The organism is Halobacteriovorax sp. CON-3 (assembly GCF_043196995.1).
GTDB lineage: Bacteria > Bdellovibrionota > Bacteriovoracia > Bacteriovoracales > Bacteriovoracaceae > Halobacteriovorax_A.
In genome coordinates this window covers 431090-453636 of sequence record NZ_JBEBNA010000001.1, presented here as the reverse complement: position 1 = coordinate 453636, position 22547 = coordinate 431090, and the positions used below count along the sequence as shown (strand labels likewise).

At 38.1% G+C, this 22547-nt stretch carries 16 protein-coding genes; 8 read left to right on the top strand and 8 right to left on the bottom strand.

Going from position 1 to position 22547, the window contains the following annotated elements; translation table 11 throughout:
• Positions 1-26: 26 nt before the first annotated feature.
• Positions 27-956, bottom strand: a complete 930-nt coding sequence (gene trxB, locus ABMA72_RS02075; protein WP_392860840.1) for a thioredoxin-disulfide reductase — start codon at positions 954-956, stop codon at positions 27-29.
• 26 nt (positions 957-982) lie between these two features.
• Entirely contained in the window at positions 983-1168 is a 186-nt protein-coding gene (locus ABMA72_RS02070) for a hypothetical protein (protein WP_392860838.1), read from the bottom strand.
• 102 nt (positions 1169-1270) lie between these two features.
• Here ABMA72_RS02070 and ABMA72_RS02065 point away from each other — a divergent pair, with 102 nt between their 5' ends.
• Both ABMA72_RS02065 and ABMA72_RS02060 read left to right on the top strand, forming a co-directional pair.
• Positions 1271-2833 carry a hypothetical protein gene (locus ABMA72_RS02065; RefSeq protein ID WP_393055798.1) on the top strand — a complete coding sequence of 521 codons (1563 nt, stop codon included), beginning with the start codon at positions 1271-1273 and terminating at the stop codon, positions 2831-2833.
• A 9-nt stretch (positions 2834-2842) separates the two neighbouring features.
• Positions 2843-3964 (top strand): hypothetical protein, encoded by a 1122-nt coding sequence (locus ABMA72_RS02060; protein ID WP_392860836.1) that lies wholly within the window; start codon positions 2843-2845, stop codon positions 3962-3964.
• Positions 3965-3992: 28 nt separating this feature from the next.
• Here ABMA72_RS02060 and ABMA72_RS02055 read toward each other — a convergent pair whose 3' ends face one another.
• The 5 genes from ABMA72_RS02055 to ABMA72_RS02035 form a co-directional block, all read right to left on the bottom strand.
• Positions 3993-5306, bottom strand: a complete 1314-nt coding sequence (locus ABMA72_RS02055) for a glycerol-3-phosphate dehydrogenase/oxidase (RefSeq protein WP_393055795.1) — start codon at positions 5304-5306, stop codon at positions 3993-3995.
• 13 nt (positions 5307-5319) lie between these two features.
• Positions 5320-6711: a hypothetical protein gene (locus ABMA72_RS02050; protein ID WP_393055792.1), complete on the bottom strand. Its 1392-nt coding sequence runs from the start codon at positions 6709-6711 to the stop codon at positions 5320-5322.
• 5 nt (positions 6712-6716) lie between these two features.
• The gene (secA, locus tag ABMA72_RS02045) at positions 6717-9281 is read right to left on the bottom strand and encodes a preprotein translocase subunit SecA (RefSeq protein ID WP_393055789.1); all 2565 of its coding nucleotides are present in this window, start codon (positions 9279-9281) and stop codon (positions 6717-6719) included.
• Positions 9282-9296: 15 nt separating this feature from the next.
• Entirely contained in the window at positions 9297-10421 is a 1125-nt protein-coding gene (locus tag ABMA72_RS02040) for a M23 family metallopeptidase (protein WP_392860829.1), read from the bottom strand.
• A gap of 123 nt (positions 10422-10544) precedes the next feature.
• The gene (locus ABMA72_RS02035) at positions 10545-11294 is read right to left on the bottom strand and encodes a Stp1/IreP family PP2C-type Ser/Thr phosphatase (protein ID WP_393055786.1); all 750 of its coding nucleotides are present in this window, start codon (positions 11292-11294) and stop codon (positions 10545-10547) included.
• 265 nt (positions 11295-11559) lie between these two features.
• On the opposite strand from ABMA72_RS02035, the gene ABMA72_RS02030 reads away from it, so the two are divergent.
• The 4 genes from ABMA72_RS02030 to ABMA72_RS02015 all read left to right on the top strand — a co-directional run bounded on the left by ABMA72_RS02030 (position 11560) and on the right by ABMA72_RS02015 (position 18213).
• Positions 11560-13614, top strand: coding sequence for a PrkA family serine protein kinase (locus ABMA72_RS02030; RefSeq protein WP_392860826.1), 2055 nt, complete (start codon positions 11560-11562; stop codon positions 13612-13614).
• A 29-nt stretch (positions 13615-13643) separates the two neighbouring features.
• Complete coding sequence (locus tag ABMA72_RS02025; protein WP_392860825.1) at positions 13644-14765, top strand: DUF444 family protein; 1122 nt, start codon at positions 13644-13646, stop codon at positions 14763-14765.
• Positions 14766-14789: 24 nt separating this feature from the next.
• Positions 14790-16271 (top strand): SpoVR family protein, encoded by a 1482-nt coding sequence (locus ABMA72_RS02020; RefSeq protein WP_392860824.1) that lies wholly within the window; start codon positions 14790-14792, stop codon positions 16269-16271.
• Between the two features lie 115 nt (positions 16272-16386).
• Complete coding sequence (locus tag ABMA72_RS02015; protein ID WP_393055783.1) at positions 16387-18213, top strand: hypothetical protein; 1827 nt, start codon at positions 16387-16389, stop codon at positions 18211-18213.
• Between the two features lie 5 nt (positions 18214-18218).
• Here ABMA72_RS02015 and ABMA72_RS02010 read toward each other — a convergent pair whose 3' ends face one another.
• Entirely contained in the window at positions 18219-19649 is a 1431-nt protein-coding gene (locus ABMA72_RS02010; RefSeq protein ID WP_393055780.1) for a hypothetical protein, read from the bottom strand.
• Positions 19650-19729: 80 nt separating this feature from the next.
• Between ABMA72_RS02010 and ABMA72_RS02005 the strand changes: the two genes are divergently transcribed.
• Positions 19730-21430 carry a hypothetical protein gene (locus ABMA72_RS02005; protein WP_392860819.1) on the top strand — a complete coding sequence of 567 codons (1701 nt, stop codon included), beginning with the start codon at positions 19730-19732 and terminating at the stop codon, positions 21428-21430.
• A gap of 12 nt (positions 21431-21442) precedes the next feature.
• Positions 21443-22480 carry an RNA polymerase factor sigma-32 gene (locus ABMA72_RS02000; protein ID WP_392860818.1) on the top strand — a complete coding sequence of 346 codons (1038 nt, stop codon included), beginning with the start codon at positions 21443-21445 and terminating at the stop codon, positions 22478-22480.
• The last annotated feature ends 67 nt before the right edge of the window (positions 22481-22547 follow it).

Below are 22547 nucleotides of genomic sequence, written 5' to 3'. Positions count from 1 at the left end.
TCTCTAGGCCACGATATGAATTTAAATTATTCGTTTTCTTCTAAGAATCTTTCTGCTCTGATTGCTGCCTGACATCCAGAACCTGCCGCAGAAATTGCCTGACGGTAGTAAGAGTCTTGAACATCACCACAAGCAAAAATACCAGCAACACTTGTATCAGGGTGTCTTCCTTCAGTGATGATAAAACCGTGATCATCTAGATCAACTTTACCTTTTAAGAAGTCTGTATTTGGCTTATGTCCGATACCCATAAATAGGCCATCAGTTTTTCTCTCAGTAACTTCACCAGTTTTTAAGTTTTCAACCTTAATTGAAGTTACACCTGTTGCATCTGCGATGATTTCTGTAACAGCGCTATCCCATACGAATTCAATCTTTTCGTTATTAAAAGCACGCTCTTGCATTGGCTTAGATGCACGAAGCTCATCTCTTCTATGGACAACATATACTTTAGAAGCAAATTTTGTAAGGAAAGTTGCTTCTTCCATTGCAGTATCCCCACCACCAACAACGTGAACAACACGGTCGCGGTAGAAGAATCCATCACAAGTTGCACAAGCACTAACACCTTTACCAATTAATTCTTTTTCATTTGGAAGGCCAAGATACTTGGCCGATGCACCAGTTGCAAGAATAACAGCATCTGCAGTGTAAGTTTTATCTTCATCTACTGTAAGAGTAAAAGGTCTCTTTGACGTATCAAGCCCAGTGACAAAACCACTCAGGTATTGTGTACCAAATCTCTGAGTTTGTTTTTTCATATTGGCCATAAGCTCTGGCCCCATGATTCCTTCTGGGAATCCTGGAAAGTTATCAACATCAGTCGTCGTCGTTAATTGCCCACCTGGCTCATGTCCTTCAATAACAAGAGGCTCAAGGTTTGCACGTGATGCATATAGGGCCGCTGTATAACCAGCAGGACCTGATCCAATAATAATGACTTTGTGGTGTGCCATTTAAAAACTCCGTTTTTTTCTAAATTTTATTCAATTCCTAATTCTTTCTTAATTTCCTCAGGACGATCATCTTCCTCAGGGTTCATGTCGTAGTATGCGTTGACGCTTACTAGATCATCAGGATTAGCTGCTTTCTTAGTTGTTTTGTAAACTTCGCCAGTCATTTGGCATTCGTATCGAAAAATCTGAATATTCTTCTTTCTTTTGGCCATATTTTCCTCCGTTCACTCGTGGTGCACCGTGGCATAATTTTGTAAAAATATACATACCTTACCATATTGTTTCAAATACTTCCATTCGTTATAATTAAATATATGGATAAATATAAACAATTCGTAATGATACTTTTGCTAAATTTATTGATGGCAAATACTTATGCAATGATGCAAGCAAAAGTTGTGGCCCTTTCCCAGTCTGGACGCACAATTAAGCTGTCTGTCGGAAAGCTTACAGGACTAAAAACTGGTGATGTGGCAGACGTATCAATGCGTATTGGCGACTATCAAAAACCAAAATACCTCTACCTTGGAAGTATTGAGCTTCTAAAGGTTTCAGATCGAGAATCTTATTGGTATTTCAAGGATATTTCTGGAGATAAGCTAAACCGTGCTAATTTCGCTCCGGATGCAACTATTGCGCTACAAATTCGATCTCAAACCGCAAGTGGCCGTTATAAGAAAAAACCTGTCTACGAAATTAAGGCCTATGAGTCAAAGAAAACAAAATTTAATAATCAACACGCCATCGATGGTGAAGTTCCGACAGATCTTGTGCAAGATAAAGAGACTCCAAGTGATAAGAATTATGACTCAAGAATTGATGAGTCGACAATTTATAAGGTCACAAAGAAAACTCAGTTAAGAGATGGTGACGAGATTATCGTTAGAGATGGTAGACTTCGTTATAAGTATGTCGATTCTCAGCTAGAGCCTGTTGATACAGCAAAACTTACGGCCGAAGAATTTGATGCTCAAATGGCACGCCAAAATCAAGATCAATTAAGTAAGATCTCTGCGGCCCAAGATGGCTACAAAGAAATGCTCTATAGTGGGCGACCTGACTTAACTGGTGCTAATTCAAATCTCTCAATTCCAAATGCGATGGAAGAAAGCCTTGCAAGAGAAAGGGCCAAGAATCGTGTGACAAAATCGGCAAAGGCAGTTCTCGATAAAGAAGGGCCACTATGGTCTGCTGATATGGATAGTGAGCAACTTAGTCGCTATTTAAAGTCATCTGGTATTGCTCGTGAAAAATTTAGAAGAGAAAATGTTCTTTCAATCGAAAGTGGTAATGAAGTTCAGTTAAGCTTTATTTCAAACCTTATGCCAAATTATACGGATAGTGACAGTAACCACCAAAACCTTGGTTATGGCCTTGCCGCTTCTTATGAATTTCATCTTATCAGAGCACATGATTCTCTCAAAAAGTGGAGTGTTGACTTTGGTCTCGACGTTTCAAACCTAAATGTTGATCTTGGTGGTATCAATGGCCGCATGACTTATATGAATTTTGGCGCGCATGTTAATTATTACTTCTACAATGCTCCTTACGTGCGAAATAAACTTCTTGCTTTTGTTGGTCTTGGAATGAAACGAGGAACTGGTGAGACGACCTCTGCCTCTTTTGCTAATTACAGCTATGACTATGAATCAGTCGCTCTTCCTTCAATTACTCTTGGAATTAAAACAAGAATTTCTACATTTAGAGATTATGAAAAAGGGAATATGTTTGGCTATGGTATAGGGGCCAAGTTAAACTATGAACTACTAAGTTTGTCTCCTATAAGCGAAGTTAATGCAACGGATGCTAATAATTTTGCACTTAACCAAACAGTTAATAATTTAAAATTTATCGCTAGTTTAAGTATATTTTTTTAAGGATATGATATGACAGGACGTTTACTAAAAATTCTAACCTTCTCACTAATTACACTATTGAGCTCTAGTACACTGGCTCTGGATATTGATGAGAAGTTAACTTTCAGAATTCTTCAGACTTCAACATCGAAGAAAACGATTCTTATGAATCGAGGCCTTGAAGATGGCCTAGTTATCGGGGATCATGCAAAGTTCTTTATTACGACAGGTGTTTTTGCAAGAGCTGTCTGTATTAAGGCCACTCCTTCACGTTCTGTATGGAGTATTTATCGAATTGTAAAACCTAATGAAATCCAACGTGATAAAGTTGCAAACTTAAAGATTTCTTCTCCTGTGAAACTGACAGATGATCGATCGAAGTCTCTACAGGCAACGTATCCTGGTGGAAAGCAGATGGGGGAGCCTGTTGATGTTAACCGTTCTGCCCCACAACAAAGAAGTTCATATACTCAATCTTCAGCTTCAAATAGCTATGAGGAACAGAGTGAGCTTGAGGCCATTAAAACAACATCATTTTCAAGCAATCAAACAATGTCTAAACCGACACCAAGTAAGATTCTAGATAAGAATATGGCCTTTAATGTCTCAGCTGGCCTTAATATGCTTAGCGGAACATATGACAATGTTGGTGTAAGTACTGATGCAGAACTTAGCTCACTTGGTTTTGCTGGAGAGTTTGAGCTATTCTTTCCAAAGTCTCAAAGTTTTCTACAAAAATTTTCACTTAAAGCAAGTGTTGGTTACTATTCTGGAAGCAATGGCATCTCTGACTCAACTTCATCTTCAATTGATTTTGGTGGGGCCGTTAATTTCCATATTTTTAATCCTCTTGCAACAAACCGCTTTATTCCTTACGTTGAAGTTGGTTTTGGTCTATCGATGACTTCACTTAATGAAATCCCACAGAGTGCTGGTTCTTCAACAACTGAAAGCCTTTCTGGTTCAGGGACATATATGAATTTTGGTGGTGGGATCAAGTACACACTTGATTCAGGATTTGGTTTCTATGCAAAAGGTGACTACTTTAGCAGCTCATCAACTTTCAGTATTGAAACTGGTGGATCGACAGTTGAAAATACGATCTCTCTAAGTGGCTTTAGAGCAATTGCTGGAGCCTACTTGCGCTTCTAGTTTCTCTTAACAGACGCGACTTAATACTCTAGTGGCGTCTGTTAAAATCTTCTTCACAACGAACAAATTCGTATTTTCTAACTTCAACTTCCTGCTCAGGTGTGAAGCCTTTTTGCTTAAAAGGATTGTAGCGCATCTTAAAGCGAAACTCTGCAAGGGTCTTATCTTGAATATATGGTTTCTTATGTTTGTGAACGATTGCTCTTGCTACATCTTGGGCCATTGTTCTAAATGTCGTATATTTTCCACCAATGAGAACGTGACAGTTTTTCAATGGTTGAAAGTATTTGTGGACTCGCGCAGTCTTTCCTAGAGCGGCCGTGGAATCATCTTTTACCAGTGGACGAATTCCTGCAAAGCTTGAGAGTATATCACTTTCTTCGATCTTGGCCTTTGGGAAATATTGATTTAAGTTGGCGAGTAAGTAAGTGATCTCTTCTTGAGTTGGTTTTAGATCAAAATAATCTTCTTCTACTTTTGCTTCTGTTGTACCAACTAGAATTTTATCGGCCTGTGGAATGACAAAAATAACTCGGCCATCATTTGGTGTTAAAAGAATTGCACTCTTTATTTTTAAGCGCTCTTTTGAGATCCAAATATGACTACCACGTGATGGTAGTAGTTGTGGATGCCAGTGGATTTGCTTCGATTTTGCGAGGATTTTGTCTGTAAAAGGTCCTGTCGCAAAGATCATGTCATTGCAGTAGACTTCCTTTGTTGTCCCTTCAATTTCATCATTTAGAACAACTCTGATTGTTCCATCTGCTAGAAATTCATAATCAACTAAGGCCACATGATTTAGAGCATGACACTTAGGATTGAAGGCCCCATCTCTTAGGACTTCAATCGTTAATCGCCCATCGTGTACAACAGCATCATGATAAACGCCGCTTCCTTTTAAATCGTCTTCTTTTAAATCCGCATTTGTTTCAAGTGTTTCAATTTTACTCTTCATCTCATACGGAGAGTTTTGAAAGCTTGAAAGAAGATCATATAAGAAAAGGCCAATTCTAATCATCCACTTTGGACGAATTGAATCAGAATAGATCGGTAGATAGAACTTTTCTTCAAAGCAAAGGTGAGGAGCAAGTTTTAGCCACAGGTTCTTCTCATGTAAGGCCTCCCATACTAGGGGAAAGTCAAAATTTTCAAGATAGCGGATTCCACCGTGAAGCATTTTAGAGCTCTTAGAACTCGTTTGAGAGGCAAAGTCCTTCTTGTCGACAAGAAGAGTATCGACATCATGTAGGCTTAGGTCTCGGAAAACTCCGGCCCCTACAATGCCGCCTCCAATAATGATGGTGCTGTAAAAATCTTTTGTATCGCTTAAATTGCTAATCATAATTGTCTATTTTCTATGCCTTGTTTTCTTCTAAAACGACATAGTCCCCGTGGGCCATGATAATAATATCATTAGACGCTGAGTCTTTATTGTGATGATTCACTGTAAAATGGATCGAAATAATTGCATTGGCACCCTTTTTAAAGGCGCTTTCTTTGAATTGGTCACTGAAGTATTCGATGAGGTTAATTGATTTAATATCATTAAACTCGTTACCATCAATGACTTCATTTATCTGCATTGGCCCTAAGCTATGTGTGATAAGGTATCCTGGGACGAAGTGAGAAGAGCTAAGAAGAACATCTTCTTGGTTAAAGTCTTCATCATTTCTGACAAAACGCTTTGTTTTATTTTGGTTGACTGAGCGAGGCCCTGTTAGCCCTCTCTGATCATTGTGGTCATAATTAGGGCTAGCATGGATTTCATGGGCCAGTCCAAGCTTGATCACACGGCAATAGCGACGTAATTTTCCTGCTAAGTAAATGGCACTGAACTCGCCAATTTGTGCAATCAGAAGCTGTCCACTTTCTAGGCCTGTGCGATAAAGATCTTCGTTATCACCTAAGAGTCCATGTTCATTTAAAATGGCAAGAATACTCTCATCATTTTCACCAGGAATAATTCCTTGCATAAGGATGGAAAAAGGTGGATTTCCACCAATTGCAACCTTGCCGTATGTTGAGTTGGCCGCAAAGTCTCTGACTTCAGCAAAGTCTTGGGCCATTTTAACTTCAGGTGTTACGGTTTCAGGTGTGGCAGTAAGGGGAGTTTCTACTTGCTCATAGGCTTGTGCTTCTGGTGTAGAGAGCTCTTCTTGCTGAGGAAGTTCTTCTTCAAGGATGTTATTGTCTTCTTCAGTTTCAGATTCAGTTTCAGTTTCTTCTTCGAAAGGAGATAGTTCGATTTCAGCTTCTTCAGCTTCTTCGCTTTCTTGGTCCTCTATTTGGTCATCTTCTGCATATTCGACATTTTCGTCTTGATTGTTGTCGAAGTCGTCATCGAGGGCGTCATTTTGGGAGTCGTTTTCAAAGTTGCTTTCAAAGTCTTCGTTGAAGTCTGTTTGATCGTCTTCTTGACCAACTTCCTGATCGTCTTCATGATCGACATCGTCGTCGAGGCCTGACTCATCAAAGGCGTATTCGGCCTCGTCATATGAGTCGTCCTCATTATTGTCATTATAAAACTCTTCTTCAGACTCATAAGTATCGTCATCCGAATTTTCTTCTGAGTTATTTGAATATTCAAATGGCGCTAACTCGATTTCAGCTTCGTCTTCTTCATTAGAGTCCTCACTGGACTCATCAAGATCAGAAAGAAGCTTGTCGAGCTCATCATCACCTTGATGAAGAAACTCAGACAAGTCCTCAATACGTGTTAAATCGTTCTTGTTATCGCCATCTGACATATTAATTATGATCCGTGACAGTGTTTAAATTTCTTTCCAGAACCACATGGGCAGGCGTCGTTGCGTCCTACCTTAACTTGACCGCGTGAACGAGGAGCCTGAGCTTGTGCTGGTTCATCATGTCCTTCTTCTTCAGCAATTCTTTTTGCTTTTAGAATTTCTAGTTGCTTTTGTAGTTCTTCTTCCTGTTGACGTCTTAGTTCTTCAATCTCTTCTTGAGTGTATAGACGTACAGTAAACATATTGCGAACAACACTTGCTTTTACATCAACACGCATTTGTTCGAATAGGTTGAAAGCTTCTCTCTTATATTCAGTAAGAGGATCTTTTTGTGCGTAGGCCTTAAGATTGATCCCTTCTTTTAGGTGATCCATATTTCTTAAGTGATCTTTCCAGTGTTGGTCAAAAGTTGAAAGTAGAATTTCTCTTAGAGCAAGAGTCACTTGTCTTTCGTCATAACCAGCAAGCTTTGTTTCAAGAATTTCTTTTGCTCTTTCTTCAAAGTACTTGCTTACATTACCTTCGAATTTGTCAGAACATTCAACTGCACTTACTTCGTATTCTGTATTAAAAGTAGCACAGAATCCTGATTTCATCTCTTCCCAAGGAAGGTCCTCAAGAGGAACTTTCTTTTGTGGACGATATGTTTCATGAAGGTTGTCAGCAACATCTTCTGTCATCTCTTTAACGAATCCAAGGTTGTCTTCATCTGAAAGAATATCACGACGGATACGGTAGATTACTCGACGTTGTTCATTCATAACATTATCAAAGTCAAGAAGGTGCTTTCTGATTTCAAAGTTGTGCGTTTCAACTTTCTTTTGAGCTTTAGCGATGGCATTAGTAATCATCTTGTGCTCAATTGGCTCATCTTCTTCCATTCCAAGAGTGTTCATCACTTTTGCGATACGATCACTTCCGAAAATTCTCATTAAATCATCTTCTAGAGAAAGGAAGAATTTTGAACGACCAGGGTCTCCTTGACGTCCTGAACGACCACGAAGCTGGTTGTCAATACGACGAGACTCGTGTCTTTCAGTACAAAGGATATATAAACCACCTAGGGCCTTTACTTCATCATTGATTTTAATGTCGGTACCACGACCGGCCATATTTGTTGCAATTGTGACAGATCCCTTTCGGCCAGCATTTTCAATGATACCGGCTTCCTTACCGTGTTGCTTGGCATTTAGAACATTGTGTTCAATTCCTGCCTTTTCTAGCTCTTGCGAAAGTAGGTTAGAAGAGTCAACTGTAATTGTCCCAACTAGAACCGGTTGGCCTTTTTCGTTTAGTTCTCTTAGAAGCTTAATAATTGCTCTATATTTTGCTTGCTTGTTCTTATAGATAACGTCCGCTTCATCAACACGAGCAATTGGAAGATTTGTAGGAATAACAATTACGTCAAGATCATAGATCTTCTTAAATTCTTCCGCTTCTGTATCTGCTGTACCTGTCATACCTGCTAGGTTTGAGTACATTTTAAAGTAGTTCTGGAATGTAATCGAGGCAAGAGTTTGGTTTTCTTGCTTAATCTCAACACCTTCTTTTGCTTCGATAGCTTGGTGAAGACCGTCTGACCAACGAGAACCCGTTTTAAGACGTCCTGTAAACTCATCAACGATAATAACTTCACCATCTTTAATGATGTAGTTAGCGTCTCTTTTAAATAGGTGATGAGCACGAAGCGCTTGGTTTAAGTGGTGAAGTAGAGCAGAGTTTTCGATATCATAAAGATTATCAACTTTCATTAGCTCTTGAACTTTTAAAATCCCTTCTTCTGTAAAAACAGCTGACATTGATTTTTCATCAATTGTGAAATGCTTTTCAACAGTAAGTTGTGGGATAACTTTATTTGCAACACCATAAAGAGTTGAGTCACCTTCACTTGGACCTGAAATTAGTAGGGGAGTTCTGGCCTCATCAATTAGAATCGAGTCAACCTCATCCACGATACAATAGTGAAAATCTCTTTGAACATATTCTTCTAAAGAGAATTTCATATTATCTCTTAGGTAGTCGAAAGCAAATTCGTTATTTGTACCGTATGTGATATCTGAAGCATATGCCGTCTGGCGATCTTCATCTTCCATATCTGCAATAATACAACCAGTCGTTAGACCTAACCAATTATAAAGAACACCCATCTCCTGAGCATCACGACTTGCTAGGTAGTCGTTAACTGTTACAAGGTGGGCACCTTTTCCTTCAAGAGCTTTTAGGTAAAGAGGCAGAGTTGCAGTAAGAGTCTTACCTTCCCCTGTCTTCATCTCCGCAATAATTCCTTTGTAAAGAACAATACCACCGATGATCTGTACATCATACGGACGCATACCAAGGACACGCTTAGCAGCTTCTCTTACTGTTGCAAATGCTTCAGGAAGAATTTGGTCTAGAGTCGCTCCTTCACTTAGGCGTTGCTTAAACTTAGTCGTCTGTGCCTTAAGCTCGTCATCACTAAGTTTTTCCATTTGTGCTTCAAGAGAATTAATTTCATTAACGATTGGCATGAGCTTCTTGATATCGCGATCGTGTTTCGTGCCAAAAAAAGACTTAAGCGGATTAAACATTTAAATTTCTCCTAATTAATCCAGTACATAATAAAGTGGGTCCACCGGTGTTCCATTAATGCGAATTTCGTAGTGCAAATGGGGGCCTGTGGATAAACCGGAGTTACCAACTTTTGCAATTGGTTGCCCCCGTTTGACACTTTGGCCTTTTACAACGATGTTTTCTGAATTATGTCCGTAAACTGTAGTTATACCGTATCCATGATCTATTTCAACGTGGTTTCCAAAACCGTAATTTTTCTTTGATACTTTAACGATCCCATCTGCTGGAGCTAGGATGATTGTTCCAATTGGTGCACCAACATCGAGGCCTTCGTGCATTTTTACTCGTTTTGAGTAGTGACTCATACGAGGCCCATAGTACGAAGTAATCCAGCCACGGGCCGGAAGAAGTGTTGGTGTTGATCTTAAGAAAGACTCGCGATCGAGTAAGAATTGATCGAGCTCATTTACACGAATCTCTAAATCACCTGAAATCTTGCGTAGGATTGAATATCGATAATCAAAAAACGCAAAGTTTTCAGCTAACTTAAAACTTTGTTTAATTAAGCTACTCCATTCTTTTGTGAAGCTATAACCAGAAGTTAACCCAAAGTTTGTTGCGATCTTTCTTTCGTAGAGATCATTAATGTCGCTAAACTCCTCAACATTCTTAAGGTCAATTAGCTCCGACTTAACTTTATTCATTAACTCCTGGTCTCGTTGGGGGATGAGAACAGACTGTGGGTTGCGCGAAGGATTTGAAGGGGCCGTGTGATTATGGCCATGATCGCCTTCTTGTGCCTCGTGCTCATCAGAGTTTTGCATTACTGGCTTTGTTAGATCAAAGTCCTTAAAACCAGAGATCACTCTTAATTTACTTTCGATTTTTTGAATACGTTCAATATCATCAGTTAATGTATTGAGTTTCATATTAAAGAGTTGGATTTGCTCTTTAAGCTGACGGTTCTCAATGCTTAGGTGACGGTTTTCGTAAACTTGTTTAAGAATTTTAATATAGTCAAAAGTAAGAATACCAATAACTGCTACAATGATAACGATGAAAAATAGAACTGAGTTAAAGATCACTCGTGGAATGCGAAATGACTTAACTCCCTTCTCCTTTTCAGGAATTACCATAATTGTGTAAAAACGACTCAAAATTACTTCCTTGAATTTTCAATAATTTCTGATGTTTATTGTAGGTTTCTTGATAACAGTTTGCAAGACATTAATCCATGACACAATGAGACGAAATAATCGTCCTGATTAAGCTGGTTAAGATTAATTAACTACAGCTAAGATTACAGATATATTGTCCTGTCCACCGTGTTCATTGGCCTGCCTCACAAGTGTTTGTGCGCAGTCGTGAATGAGCTGATGACTTAGTTCGTCGTTCTTTTTTATCATATCGCTAATGATAAAGAGGATATCTTCGTCACTTAGTTTTCCATGAAGCCCGTCTGAGCAAAGAAGAAAAATATCTCCCTTATTCGGTTTGTAATCATAAAGATCTACTTCAATTCCTGATTCAAACCCGACCGTTCGAGACAGGTAATTCTTATTTGGATCATTAGCAGCTTGTTCACGAGTATAGATTCCAAAATTGATTTTTTCTTGGATGACAGAGTGGTCTTTTGTTAATTGAAAGATCTGTCCTTGAGTGATGACATAGGCACGTGAATCACCAACATTTGCAATACTTGCTTTATCTTCGCCAAAGAGAATTCCAACAACAGTTGTTCCCATTCCTTTTAAAGATGGTTCTTCATCAGCGTAATTTTTAATTTTTTCGTTAGCAAAGTGAACAGAGTCTTTGAGGACAGAAGAAGTATCAGTGTTTGATGCTTTGAGCTCTTTCACTTTCTCTGCAACATATTTGATGGCCATTGTTGAGGCCAGTTCACCGCCAGAGTGTCCACCCATGCCATCTGCCACGACATAGAGTTTACTTGAATTCCCAACGTAAATTGAATCCTGGTTGGTCTCTCTCTTGCGTCCAATATCTGATACGCCGGCACAAATAATATCCATATTCACCCTTGTAATCCCTCAACAATGCTAAATCTGTAATTCCTATATTTTCAATTGGATACAGATTTTAGTCAAATGCTTTTGTTGGGCATTCATTTTGCCAAATATTTGCCTAGTAATTTTAGTGAGTACCTGATTATTTTACGGTGTCAAAAAGTCACTACATATTTTTTTTATAGTTACCTTTGCTTCTACTTAGTTTTTTACGTTATAATATATTTAGGAATTTAGCTTGCATCGAATGCAACTCATGGATGGAGAAGATATGACTAAAATGAATATGAAAGACTTTATGAGTGAGAACTACAAAGTTGAAGACTTTGCTCACTTACACTGGACGGGGAGTTTTCAGGATTACGTAGATCTTGTAGCTGAAGACCCAAGAATCGGACGCAATTCATTCCAAAGAATTTTCGATATGATTATGACTTTTGGAACGAGTACTTATCTAGAATATAAAAAAGAAATCACTCGCTATCACTTTTTTGATGACCCAATTGGAAATGGTAAAGATGCCGTTTTTGGAATTGATGTACACCTAATGAAATTAGTTAACTTTTTTAAGGCCGCAGCTCTTGGTTACGGAACTGAAAAAAGGGTTCTACTACTTCATGGGCCTGTTGGTTCTGCTAAGTCATCAATTGCAAGAAATCTTAAAAAAGGTTTAGAACACTATTCACGCACAGATGAAGGTGCTCTTTATACTTTTGAATGGTATGACGAAGAAGAATCTGACATTCTTGGTGGACAAAAAGTTTTTCCATCTCCAATGCATGAAGATCCATTAAAGCTAATTCCACACGAAGTAAGAAAAGAGTTCTTAGAAAATATGAATAAGGGCAATAAGGACCACAAGATTAAAATCCGTGGTGAAGTTTGTCCTGCTGACCGTTATATCCTGAATGAATACATGATTAAGTATGATGGTGACTTCATGAAGGTTATGGAAAACCATATCCGTGTTAAAAGACTAATTCTTTCAGAAAAAGATCGTCTAGGTATTGGTACTTTCCAACCTAAAGATGAAAAGAACCAAGACTCTACTGAGTTAACAGGGGATATCAACTACAGAAAGATTGCACAATATGGATCAGACTCTGACCCACGTGCCTTTAACTTTGATGGTGAATTCAATATCGCGAACCGTGGTATTATCGAATTTATCGAAATGTTAAAACTTGATGTTGCTTTCTTATATGACCTACTAGGCGCTTCTCAAGAGCAATCGATTAAGCCTAAGAAATTCGCTCAAACTGATATTGACCTTGTTATTCTTGGTCACACAAATGAGCCTGAATTTAGAAAGCTACAAAATAACGAATTTATGGAAGCACTTCGCGACCGTACCGTAAAAATTGATATTCCATATATCACTCGTCTTGATAACGAAGTGAGAATCTATCAGCGTGATTTTAACGCAGAAAAAATTCCTCACGTACATATTGCTCCACATACACTTGATATGGCCGCGATGTGGGCAGTTCTTACAAGAATGGAGGAGCCAAAGAAAGCAGATCTTACTCTTGTTCAAAAACTTAAGCTATACAATGGTAAGACACTGACTGGTTACAATGAAGATAATGTAAAAGAGCTACGTAAAGAAGCTGTTAGAGAAGGTCTAGAAGGTATCTCTCCACGTTATATTCAAGATAAAATTTCAAATGCACTTGTAAAGTACGGTCATACTGGATCATTAAATCCATTTATGGTTTTCAATGAACTTGAGTCAGGACTTAAGAATTCAATGGCAAATAATCCTGAAGCTGTTGATAAGTACCGTGAGATGCTAGCAATTGTTCGCCAAGAGTATACTGACATCGTTAAAAATGATGTTCAAAAAGCGATCTCTCTTGATGAAACTGCAATTGAAACTCTATGTGCAAATTATATTGATAACGTTAAGGCCTACACTCAAAAAGAGAAGGTTCGCAACAAGTACACAGGTAAACTTGAAGAAGCGGATGAGCGTTTCATGAGAAGCATCGAAGAGAAAATCGACATTGCTGAATCACGCAAGGATGACTTTAGACGTGAGATCATGAACTACATCGGTGCTCTTGCAATCGAAGGTAAGCAATTTGATTACAAGATGAATGAAAGACTACACCGTGCACTTGAGCTTAAGCTTTTTGAAGATCAAAAAGATGCGATTAAACTTACAACAATCATCTCTAATGTTGTTGATAAAGAAACACAAGAGAAGATTGATGTTATCAAGTCTCGTCTAATTAAGAACTACGGTTACTGTGAAATCTCAGCAACTGATGCTCTTAATTATGTCGCTAGTATTTTTGCAAAAGGAGACAGTGCTAAGTCTTAGGACTTAGCACCTCCACAATTGGAGAGTTAATGGATCACCCGATTAAAAGAGACCACGCACGTTTTCGTAAAATTATTAAAGGAAAGGTGCGTGATAATCTAAGAAAGTATATTGCCGGCGGTGAGATGCCTATTCCAAAAGGTAATGGCCAATTTAAAGTTCCAATGCCTTCTATCAACACTCCACAATTTCGTTTTGGCGACAAAAGTCAAGGTGGAACAGGACAAGGTGATGGCCAACCTGGGGATCCAGTCGATGGACAAGGTGAACCACAAGAAGGTCAAGGAGAGCCAGGAGAAGCTGGTGAAGGGGAAGGTGAGAAGGCCCTTGATGTTGAAATGAGTCTCGATGAGCTTGCTTCAATTCTTGGCAATGAACTCGCGCTACCTAAGATTGAACCTAAGGGGAAGAAGAATATGCAGTCAACTGTGGATCGCTACACTAGTATCGGTACAGTTGGGCCAGATTCCCTAAAGCATTATAAGAGATCTTTTAAAGAGGCCTTAAAGCGTCAAATCGCAATGGGGACTTATGATCCAAAGAATCCTGTGGTTGTTCCAATTAAAAGTGATATGCGCTACCGCTCAAGTGATTCAAAGATTGAATTTGAAAACTCTGCGGTTGTTATTTATATGATGGACGTCTCAGGTTCAATGGGTGATGAGCAAAAAGAAATTGTTCGCACAGAATCTTTTTGGATTAACCTATGGCTTAAGTCTCAGTATAAAGACATTGAAATTCGCTATATCATCCACGATGCAACGGCAAAAGAAGTTGATGAAGAGACATTCTTTAGAACGCGTGAAAGTGGTGGAACTCTGATTTCATCGGCACTTAAGCTTTGTAAGGATATGATCGCTAGTGATTATAATTCGGATGAATGGAATATTTATCCTTTCCATTTTTCTGATGGTGATAACTGGTCGGCCGAAGACACAAAGGTTTGTCTTGATATTTTAAAGAATTCAATCATTCCAAATTCAAATGCATTCTTCTACGGACAAGTTGAGTCTCGTTATGGTTCAGGTCAATTTTATAAAGACCTTTCCAAAGAGTTCGGTGAAAAACATGAGGATGTCATTTTAAGTAAAATTAAAAATAAAGAAGCAATCTTAGATTCAATAAAAGATTTTCTAGGAAAAGGTAAGTAAGGCGTGACTCCAGTAATAAGTAGTATGGAAAGAACAAAACCACTAAGTGGTGAACTTGCAAGATTAAGAGATGAAGTACACGGCTATGCAGTCGAGTACGGACTTGATTTCTATCCTGTTGTATTCGAAGTTTGTGACTATGATACAGTTTGTATTCTTGCCGCAAATGGAGGATTTCCTTCACGCTATCCTCATTGGAGATTCGGTCTAGAGTATGACCGCCTTGCTAAAGGTAATAAATACGGTTTTCAAAAAATATACGAACTTGTGATTAACACAGACCCTTGTTATGCCTATCTTCTTAGCTCTAATCGTTATGTTGATCAAAAGCTAGTTATGGCCCACGTTTATGGCCATGCTGACTTCTTTAAAAATAACGCTTGGTTTAGAGGAACAGATCGTCGCATGATGGATGTTATGGCCAATCATGGGACAAAAGTACGTCGCTACATGGATAAGTATGGCCAAGATCGTGTGGAAGAATTCATTGATACAGTTCTTTCTTTTGAAAACTTACTGGATGTTAATGTTCTTTTCCAAAGCGAAGAAAAACAAAAAACATCGGCCGACGAGGATTTTGAATTCAAAGATGATCGCTCGCAAGTTCTGCGCTCTTTCATGAATTCTAAAATGGGACGAGTTGGACTTGAAGAAGGTAAGGACGAAGTCAAAAAGACGCCTCTAGAGCTATTAGATGAAGAGATTCGCGGCACACGTGATATCATGAAATTTCTTATCGATCATGCTCCAATTGAAGATTGGCAAGCGGATATCATAGGTATTCTTAGAGAGGAAGCGTATTACTTTCTACCTCAAAGAATGACAAAAATTATGAATGAGGGATGGGCCTCTTATTGGCACTCTAAGATCCTAACGAAGAAGGCATTGAATAGTTCTGAGATTATTGATTTTGCAGATATTCACTCTGGTGTTATGGCCATGAGTAAGCAAAATATTAATCCATATAAAATCGGTATTGAGCTGATGCGCGATATTGAGTACCGTTGGGATACTGGAAAATTTGGTAAAGAATACCAAGAGTGTACAGATCTACACAAGAAAGAGAATTGGCATATTGAAACGAATAAAGGACGCGAAAAGATTTTTGAAGTAAGACGTACTCATAACGATATTACTTTTATCGATGAGTTCTTTACTGAAGAATTTTGCAACCGTATGCAGCTTTTCACTTACAAGTATAACTCACGCACTGGCCGAAATGAGATCGAAACACGTGACTTCAAAGAAATTAAGGCAAAGCTTCTAAATCAACTAACGAATTTTGGTTCTCCAATAATAGAGGTCGAATCTGCTAATCATAAGAACCGTGGAGAGTTACTGCTTCGCCATGTTCACCAGGGTGTCGATCTAGACTTAACTCAGGCCCAAGATACGATGGCAAATATCTATAAGATTTGGAAGAGACCTGTTTCAATCACAACTGTTGTGGAAGATAAGTCTATTGTTTATCAATTTGATGGTGTTGAGTTTAAAGAAGATAAGTAGTCGCTTTATTAATGAGTTGTCTATATTGCTTGTTGACCTAAAAATAGTTTCAAGTAAAATTGAAGTAACTTTCAATATTAGAAATTTTAGAATTTAAGTCAATTTAGGAATATACATGCTTTTAAAAAGTACTTTCTTTGTTTTATCACTTTGTGTTTCAATCCAAACATTAGCTGCAATAAAGCTTAATTCAGGACGTGGTGATATTTCATTGATAAGTAAGAATCAATCACGCCAAATAGATGCAACTAAAATCACTAGTGATATAAATCTTTCTCAAGACACTCTTATTATTACTGAAGATAATTCATATGCTCGACTTTCAAATGAACGTGGTGATTTACTTATCATTGGGCCTAATTCAAAGGTTACAATTGAGCTTATCAATGCACCTGAAGGTGACTTTGTCTCACTTCACGCTGGGATCATAAGACTTAAAGTTAAGAAACAAAGAAAGGTTAGGGACTCTCGCTTTGATCGTATTTTTGTAAGAACTAATAGCGCTCTTGTTGGCCTTGAAGACACTGACTCTCTTGTTCTCTACAATATCTATAATAACGTAACTGGAACACTGACTTTTACTGGTAAAGCAAATATGAAGCGAATCAATCGCTCTCATAAATTCAGTGCGGGGGAAAGACTTGTTTTTAGAAGAAGTCTTAATGAACAAAAAATTAAATTTAAATTTCGTACAAATAATGAAATCAGAAATTTTAGCAAAGAGATTAATGATGTTCTCTTTGGTGAAAAATTAAAGGACGTGGCAACAGTTGCACGTGGCCAATATAGTGCTACATTTCACGAGTCAAGGCCTGTTTCCATGCCTGTTAAGTTAAATCCGCTACAGCTATCAAAACTTTATCCTAATAATCGTTTAGATATGACAGTCTATTCAGAAGATACTGATAGTGAGGAAATTAACTTATCTCCTTATCCACTTACTGAAAATCTCTTCAAACCTGCTGAGCAGAGAAGCTCATACCGTGGCCAGTATTCAAGCTCACAAAAAAGGTATGCGCCAAAGGCCGGTGGATTAGTTGATCTGGTTTCTGGTATTTATATTCCACCTGAAAAGAATGCGACCTTCAATGAGAATTATCGTGTCTATGAAGCACGAGAAATTGGACGTATCAACAGCTCCAACGGGAATTTTATTTCCCCAAAGAATCTTACACTTGATCCAAACCGCGGATTTCTTGTTGTTAATAACACTCATGAGTCAATTCAAAAACAAAGTGAATTAAATGACCTCTTAAAATCAAACTTACTTCTTGCAAGCTATAAGAGTGTTAGTGGAAAGAAAATGACGACGGCCGAAAGATTCTCTTCAAATATTGTAGGGCTCTCTCTTGTGAATCAGGGCCATACATTCGGCTATGATAGTGGTGATTACGAATTAGGCAAGAGGGGGGTTGAGCTTAGCTTGGCCCTTATGGGTAATGGAAGCTTTCGTCCATTTGCCAAGTTTAGACTATTGAATGAAAACTTTGCGAGCTCAAGTCTTTCAAATAATATTGAACGATTCTATCAAATGAATCTTGGTGTCGATTATCAATTTGGTTCGATCTTCTACGTTAGTGGACAGCTTTCAATTGATGAAGAGCCTATTGTTTTAAATGCTACTTCTAGTATTGTCAGTGCAACTCTTACCAATTTTATCGGAGAGTTTGGCGTTAAGGTTCTTAATTTGAAAAAGCTAGACCTCTTTGCTAAAGCTGGTGCTAAGTATAGCTTGGCCAATGCTGATGATGGCTTTGATATTGAAAGTGGTATGGGCCTTTATTTCGGAGGTAAGCTTGATTATTGGCTTAATCGTTATAGTTTCGTCTTCGCTGAGCTAGAGTATTTAACACACTCTTTCTCTATTTCTGGTGGCGGTAATGACAGCGATGTTGATATGAGTGGCGCGATGATTAACTTTGGTTATCGCTATTCGTTCTAACGAGATCAGTGCCCAAGGTCTGGGTACTGTGCTAAGTCTAGTTCGTAAATATCTTTTTGATAAATAAGCACTGGCTCATTAAATTTCTTTTGTGCTGGTGCTGTAATCATGGACTCAAGTCGATCCTGTATCGTTTTTGATTCCATCTTTTGATCCTTTCGAATCACTTCAGTTGTAAAATTATCCCATAGTTTCGATTGCATATGCAGCCAGCAACTGATGATATTCTTGTTAAGGCATGACTTATCACTTAGCTGAATCCAGTTTTGATCATTATTTAATAATTTTAAATATGTACTAAGAATCGCTGCCTCATAAGGTAGACGCTTGTTATAACGAATATCCAGATTATTCATTAGGTAAACGGCCTCTTTAAACTTTCCCTCTTTGATAAGAATATTGATTCTTAAAAGTTCTTTTTCACGAGAAAGTGAGTTTGATAATGGAATTTTTGAAAGTGCGATTCGAGCATTCTTAAAATTCCCACTAAGCCATGCTGTGGTAAGTATGAGCTTATTATTTACGATTGATTCAGGCTTTTGAATTAAGTTTGATATATAGTGAGAGTAGGCCGTCTTGATATCATCTTTATGAATCTCCATGTGGCCTTTAATTTTATTTGTATTTGTATTATCAATTGATTGAGCAAGTTTTAATGCTTGATCATACTTTCCAGCGTTATAAAGATTAACTGCAACTAGTGTTCTAAGCATTGGGTCTGCATAGAATTCAACTGGTATTGTTCCATAGTGTTTTAAAACTCTTTCGTGTTCTTTAAAAAAGATACCATAACGAAGAACTGTTTTTATGATATCGATATTATTGCTGGCCATTAGGTCTCTGATTCGTGTTGATCTAACATAACCTTTAAGGCGCTTTTCTAAGACAAGGTTAAGCCAAGTATTGTCCTGATAAGGATTCTTGTTGTGAATTCTGACAATGCAATTATTGAAGATTTCTTCAATTTTCTCATTCATTTCTTTTGGCATTGAAAGGGCACTCACCATTCTCATTGTACAATTTTGATAAAACCAAGAGGCGTTATCTTGTAAGGAGGCCAGTGTCTCGCGTGTCTCCTTGGCCCGTGCATCGGAGAAGTATGCAAGTACAAGGAAGCGGTTAATGAGAAGTTGTTTCTTATAACTATTTGTTTTGGCCGAAAGTTTTTCTAGAACAAGGATGGCATCATTGGAATGGCCATCAATTAAAAGGGATTTAGCAACCCTCAATTGATCAAGAAAATCCTTGCGATCATCTAGTTGTAGCCCTTCATTGAAGTAAGCGGCCTCAATTTCGTGATAGATATTATAAGGTGGATCTAGCTCACGCTTGGCCTGCCTTGAAATAATATTTGCATTAGATTGCGCACGAATGACTTCACTTAATAACGATAAGCTTATGAGTAAGAGAATGGCCTTAAGTGAAATTATTTTCATATTTTAATTCTTTTAAATTTCCCATTAAACCTTTCGGGAATAATTCCGATAACTTAAGCGAAAGTTTAAATGGATTTTACATGGATGTTTTTGCAAAATTCTTAAAGTATATACGTTTGTTGGCCTGCCCATTGTTGGCAATGATATCGCTACAAGCACTATCAGCTGATTCTCTTGTTCTTAACAAACAAGGAGATAAAATATTTGATAATCTTGGTAAGTCTATTGAGCAATCTCGTGTTAAAAATTCAAAAGAAAATTTCGACCTTCTAAATAATTACCGAAAATTCTATCTCGAAGATGAAAAGCTTGATTATTTTTGTCGTGAAAATAGTGCAAAACTTTACTTCAATAATGGCCTAGAAAGAGACGAGTTCTACCGAACAATAATGGCCACACTTCAGTATAAGATGATGAATTATTCGATGCAGGCCATTGCAACCTATGCCAAGAAGCTTCAATTTGATAGTGAGCAATATGACAATCTTGTTAACTCTCTCGTTTCAAAATGTTCTCAAAATATTACATTGATGGGCCACCGCCTAATTAAATATCTTTTCCAAAACTACTTTAAAGACGAAGGCCAAATCTTTTTACCAATTGATCAAAGAAAGAAGCTCTATACAGATAAGTTAAATAAACTACAAAGTGAAAATGAAATTCTAGTTAATGAGTTATACTACACCACTGGTATTTTCTCATACGCATGCTCATGGGGGGGCCAAGTTAATTACCCAAGAAAGCTTGCAAATTTCTTATCTTCATCTGCTGTCATGAGCTATATCATTCGCGAACTGAGTGGACTTGATACATATGCATTTAAAGATAAGCTCTCAGACAAAAAAGGGGCCCTTTGCCGAAATCAAATCTGTCGCCCAAAAAACATCTCCAAAATTCAACAAGATATTATTCGTCCAGTTGGTTCAGCTAATCTTAATTTTGATTATAAACTGGCCTATTGTGAAAAATTTCGTTTCTCATCACCAAAGTACTCCACTGAGGTTGATAGCGAATTTGTTAAAGCGCTTGATGAATTTAAGGATGAAAAGCCTCGCCTTATTGGTCAATTCTTGGCCCTCGTCACACGAGTGCCTGATTTTAACGTTTGGACACATGATTCAAAAACGATCAAAGATTATATCTCTTTATCAAATGATGGCCTATGGGATTTTTGGGCCCTTGATTATTTAAAATCAAATTCTAAAAAACTTTCTTACGAGGAAGCTCTCGTTATGCAAGTTGATAAAGAAGTAAATAACTACTTTGTTTATCGCAAAAGCTTTCCTGAAATAAATTTCAATGTTCTTCATGGTGAATTTGATAAGGCCAGTGATGTAACTAATATGATTAATCTCCACTTCGATATCAATATTCCACGTACTGATATTAAGTGGATTTATGAGCAGTACAAAATCGCTCATGTTGGAAATGACGACAAGAAAGTTGAACAGCTAAAAAAACGTCTAAGTCTCTATATTGAAAATGACTATAAGGATATTAAAAATACCCTAATGCAGTTCTCTGTAAATGCAGATCTCACTCAAGTGATGACCGATGAACTTATTAGACAATTCGATATTATTGACTATATCGAGCTGCCAAAAGGTGATGAAGCAAAGCAACTAAAGATTGGAGTTAACATCCGTATTGCTCCATTTGCTCTTGTTGCAATACGAAATAAAAGGATTGTCACTGATTTATCAACAAGGGACTTAAATGAAATTAAGTCCTTAGAAACCCTAAATAATATCGATTCTATGGCCGTCGAAGCCAAAAAATGATAAATAGCCTTAATGGCAAAAGTTAAAAACAATAATAAACCAAAGTTCGATGTCGAGGTTCTTCCATCTGTCGAAGATTCCGATCTTATCGTAACTCCTCATTCAATATCTGATGAGGAAGGCGACTACGTTGATATCGGCCCAAAGAAGCTGACAATTGATGAAGAAGTCCAGCTGATTCAAGAGACACTACCGGCCATTGCTTCGAACCTGCCGGTTCCTTCCAAGCTAGATAATAAACTTAATCAATACCTAAAAGAGATCTCTCGCTACGAACTCCTTTCACCTGAACAAGAAAAGCTACTCGTTAAGCAATTTCGTGAATCAGGGGATATTGATCTGGCAAAGAAGCTTGTTGTCTCAAATCTACGCCTTGTGGTTAAGATTGCCATGGAATATCGCAGTGCTCATGCCAATGTGATGGACCTTATCCAAGAGGGAAATATCGGCTTAATGAAGGCCGTCTCACTCTTTGAGCCAGATAAGGGTGCCAAGCTCTCTTATTACGCTTCTTGGTGGATTAAGTCTTATATCTTGAAGTTCATTCTCGATAATTTTAAGTTAGTTAAGCTCGGTTCAACTAATGAACAGAAGAAGCTTTTTTATAACCTCATGCGTGAAAAAGAACGCCTCGAGGCCCAGGGGATTAAACCCGACCACAAGACCATTGCTCAAAACCTTGATGTAAGCGAGAAGGCCGTGGCCCTGATGGATATGCGCCTTGGTGAAGGTGGCTCAGAAGTCAGCATCGATACTCCTGTGGGAGAGTCATCATCAACAATGGGTGATCTGCTACCTGATTCTGGTGACTTTGCTGAGGATATTGAATTTCAGCAATCCTTGAAATTATTACAAGATAATCTGGACCAATTCATTCAAGGCCTAAAGCCTAGGGACCGAGAAATCTTTCGTGAGAGACTCTTAAATGATGCTCCGCGCTCACTCCAGTCCATTGCTGACGATTACGGGGTGTCTAGAGAGCGAATTCGCCAAATTGAGGCCCGTTTGCTCGAGAATTTAAAGGTTTACATGAGCGAAATTATAAGATAATATGCTCAAAATTATAGCGCCCCTCACTTGGCCTGGAAAATAACTTCCTTGCTCGGTTTTGGGTAAG

What these genes read in the sequence shown, in the direction of transcription:
- ABMA72_RS02010 (WP_393055780.1), bottom strand. Translation starts at nt 19,649, where the DNA reads ATGAAAATAATTTCACTTAAGGCCATTCTCTTACTCATAAGCTTATCG.
- ABMA72_RS02035 (WP_393055786.1), bottom strand. Translation starts at nt 11,294, where the DNA reads ATGGATATTATTTGTGCCGGCGTATCAGATATTGGACGCAAGAGAGAG.
- secA (WP_393055789.1), bottom strand. Translation starts at nt 9,281, where the DNA reads ATGTTTAATCCGCTTAAGTCTTTTTTTGGCACGAAACACGATCGCGAT.
- trxB (WP_392860840.1), bottom strand. Translation starts at nt 956, where the DNA reads ATGGCACACCACAAAGTCATTATTATTGGATCAGGTCCTGCTGGTTAT.
- ABMA72_RS02015 (WP_393055783.1), top strand. Translation starts at nt 16,387, where the DNA reads ATGCTTTTAAAAAGTACTTTCTTTGTTTTATCACTTTGTGTTTCAATC.
- ABMA72_RS02000 (WP_392860818.1), top strand. Translation starts at nt 21,443, where the DNA reads ATGGCAAAAGTTAAAAACAATAATAAACCAAAGTTCGATGTCGAGGTT.
- ABMA72_RS02025 (WP_392860825.1), top strand. Translation starts at nt 13,644, where the DNA reads ATGGATCACCCGATTAAAAGAGACCACGCACGTTTTCGTAAAATTATT.
- ABMA72_RS02070 (WP_392860838.1), bottom strand. Translation starts at nt 1,168, where the DNA reads ATGGCCAAAAGAAAGAAGAATATTCAGATTTTTCGATACGAATGCCAA.
- ABMA72_RS02050 (WP_393055792.1), bottom strand. Translation starts at nt 6,711, where the DNA reads ATGTCAGATGGCGATAACAAGAACGATTTAACACGTATTGAGGACTTG.
- ABMA72_RS02065 (WP_393055798.1), top strand. Translation starts at nt 1,271, where the DNA reads ATGGATAAATATAAACAATTCGTAATGATACTTTTGCTAAATTTATTG.
- ABMA72_RS02060 (WP_392860836.1), top strand. Translation starts at nt 2,843, where the DNA reads ATGACAGGACGTTTACTAAAAATTCTAACCTTCTCACTAATTACACTA.
- ABMA72_RS02055 (WP_393055795.1), bottom strand. Translation starts at nt 5,306, where the DNA reads ATGATTAGCAATTTAAGCGATACAAAAGATTTTTACAGCACCATCATT.
- ABMA72_RS02030 (WP_392860826.1), top strand. Translation starts at nt 11,560, where the DNA reads ATGACTAAAATGAATATGAAAGACTTTATGAGTGAGAACTACAAAGTT.
- ABMA72_RS02005 (WP_392860819.1), top strand. Translation starts at nt 19,730, where the DNA reads ATGGATGTTTTTGCAAAATTCTTAAAGTATATACGTTTGTTGGCCTGC.
- ABMA72_RS02020 (WP_392860824.1), top strand. Translation starts at nt 14,790, where the DNA reads ATGGAAAGAACAAAACCACTAAGTGGTGAACTTGCAAGATTAAGAGAT.